We start from the raw sequence: 2601 nt of genomic DNA, 5'->3' as shown, positions 1-2601 counted from the left end.
GCGCAGGCAAAGTGCCCGGCAGCAACCTGCCCAGCAGCGGCAATTGGAGCGCTACGCCTCCCGTGGTGATGGGCGCCTCCGGCAGCGCCGGCAGCACCACGGGCAGCGGCATCAGCGGCGGGGCGATCCGCATCACCGACGAAGGCAAGCAGCAGGCGCTCACCGGCAAGGATGGAGCGCAGACCGTCGCCAGCATCAACCGCAACGTCAGCACCGAGCGAGACAGCAGCAACGCGCTCAAGCCCATCTTCAACGAACAGGAGATCAAGGCAGGCTTCGAGATCGTCGGCGCGTTCCAGCGAGAGACGGGAGCCTTCCTGAACAACCGGGCCAAGGAAGTCGATCAGAGGAATGCGCAGGCCAAGGAAGCCGACGCCAAAGCCTCCGACCCGAGCAACGGCCTGACCGATCAGCAACGTCTTGCGCTCCGAGACCAAGCCTCAGCATGGCGCACCGAAGCGCAGTCCATCAGCGACAACTGGGGCGCAGGCGGCACCTACCGGCAAATCATGATGGCTATGGCCGCCGGCGCGGGCGGCAACGTCAGCGGCAGCACGGCGCAATTCGTGCAGAACATGGTCGTCAACTACGTGCAGCAGCAAGGCGCCAGCTACGTGGGGCAAATGGTCGCCAACGGCACGCTGACCGAGGGCAGTCCCGCCCACGCGGCGCTGCACGCCATCGTCGCCTGCGCAGGGGCGGCCGCCAGCAGCCAAAGCTGCAGCGCAGGCGCCCTGGGCGGAGCCGCCAGCAGCCTGCTGACTGGCCTATTCAGCGAAACCAGCCCTGACGAAACCGCCGCCCAGCGCGAAGGCAAGCGCAACCTCATCACCAGCCTGGTGACCGGCATCGCCGCCGTGGGCGGGTCAGACCCCACGGCCGCCACGCAGGGAGCCATCGCCGCCGTGGACAACAACTGGCTGGCGACGCAACAGATCGTGCAGATGAAGAAAGAACTCTCCAATGCCAAGACGACATTGGAGCAGGTCAAAGTGGCTGGCAAGTGGGCCTACATCTCGACCAAGCAGGACGTGCTGACCACAACAGGTATCGGCAAGGGCCTGGCGGAAGCGGGGTGGAACGACGTTAAGGGCGTCGCCGAATTCCTGGCGCACCCGATCGAAGGGCTCAATGGACTGAAGCAACTGATCAGCAGCCCGGAGGCGCGCCAGCAGATGGGCGAGGCGATGTTCAAGGAACTGGACGCCAAGATCGACCGCATGAGCCGGGCTCTGGATCAGGGCGGTGATGCGAATGCGGAGCAGTTGGGTCGGGACCTGGGTGGGGTGCTGTGGCAGGTCGGTAGTGTTGTTACCGGTGCTGGCGCTGCAGCCAAGGGCGCGGTCAGGCTCGCGGAGGTGGGGATCAATGTCAGCAAGGAGACGCTGGCTGTCTTGGTGACCAAGGGGCCAATGAATGCTGCAGAGGCTGCGGAGCTTGGGAAAGGGGCTGGTGCAGGGATTAAAGGTGGTGGTGCAGCAACCATAGAAGGCGGAATCCCGGCCCTGCGTGAAGTCAATATCAGTTCCGGAGTCAAGGGCGATTGGAGTAAAGAACTTAATAATCCTCAGCCTAATACAATTTACAAGGTGGACGATGTCAACGTCTATCAAACCGATTCGCTTTCAAGAGTCACCAAAGTGGAGAGTGATCTTTCGCTGACGAAGCAAGATCGCAACACTTACCAGCAATGTAAGGCAGGGAAATGTGGCGTCTCTGGGGATGAGGGCGGTCACCTTATCGCCAGCATCCTGAATGGTCCGGGCGAAAAGTTAAACCTCGTTCCAATGAACGCGAATTTGAATCGCGGAGCCTGGAAAAGTATGGAGAATGCCTGGGCAAGTGCCCTCAAGGATGGGCAATCGGTTCGAGTTATGATTGAGCCCATATACGAGGGGGCCAGTGTGAGGCCGGGATCATTCAATGTGACCTACTCCATTGGCGGTACTCGCCCAGTTCGAGTCAATTTTGCAAATGCGCCAGGAGGTTGAGTTGATTAGCAAGGATGTGGAAATTTGCAGGGAGATTGGTCAAATCTTGTACGAGGCTGCTCCTGATGGGGCGAAAAAAATAGCAATGAAAGCTATTTTGGTGCCTGAGGGTGATGTATGCACGTTCGAGTATGACTATGTCAAATCGGACGGCAAGAGTGACTGGTTTCTTCCCTCTGATGGCTTGGTTGATCAAAATCTTAGAAAGCTTCTTTTTGCCCACCGGGAATTTTTTGTTTCGCAGAACCAGCATCCGTGGAAAGTATTTTTGTTTTCTATGGATGTTGATTCCGGAAAATTTTCCTTGGAGCTTTCTTATGATGATTAAATTTGCGTAATAAAAATTTGCTTTTTAAAATTATGTGTGTTTTGTAGTTTACGCATGCTTTGAGCAAGGTGTTGGGGTTGCGATCTTGGCGCAAGCACGAGTCTGGCAATGGAGTTGCGATCTCGTACTGCAATTCCATTTGCCTTTTGGCCTTGTGAATAAGTTCCGTTGAGTCGTTATTTGCCGACAGCGCCAACTACGGCCAGCAGAGGATCAACAGCGACTACGCCAGCGTGACCGAGCAATCGGGCATCCGGGCCGGTGACGGCGGCTTCCAGATCG

Annotated in this window: 2 protein-coding genes; both read left to right on the top strand. The window is 57.7% G+C overall.

Going from position 1 to position 2601, the window contains the following annotated elements; genetic code table 11:
* Nucleotides 1-1991: DNA/RNA non-specific endonuclease (locus BM070_RS23875; RefSeq protein WP_245785349.1), on the top strand; the 1991-nt coding region annotated here is incomplete at its 5' end.
* Entirely contained in the window at nucleotides 1975-2319 is a 345-nt protein-coding gene (locus BM070_RS23865) for a hypothetical protein (protein WP_245785348.1), read from the top strand. The genes BM070_RS23875 and BM070_RS23865, both read left to right, overlap by 17 nt.
* Nucleotides 2320-2601 lie beyond the last annotated feature (282 nt).

The sequence above is a fragment of the Paracidovorax wautersii genome (assembly GCF_900113035.1).
GTDB lineage: Bacteria > Pseudomonadota > Gammaproteobacteria > Burkholderiales > Burkholderiaceae_C > Paracidovorax > Paracidovorax wautersii.
The sequence above is the reverse complement of the archived record's forward strand: the minus strand, read 5'-3'. Positions and strand labels throughout refer to the sequence as shown.

Bases quoted from the DNA above. Each gene is read 5' to 3' on its own strand.
- BM070_RS23865 (WP_245785348.1), top strand. From the start codon at position 1,975: ATGCGCCAGGAGGTTGAGTTGATTAGCAAGGATGTGGAAATTTGCAGG.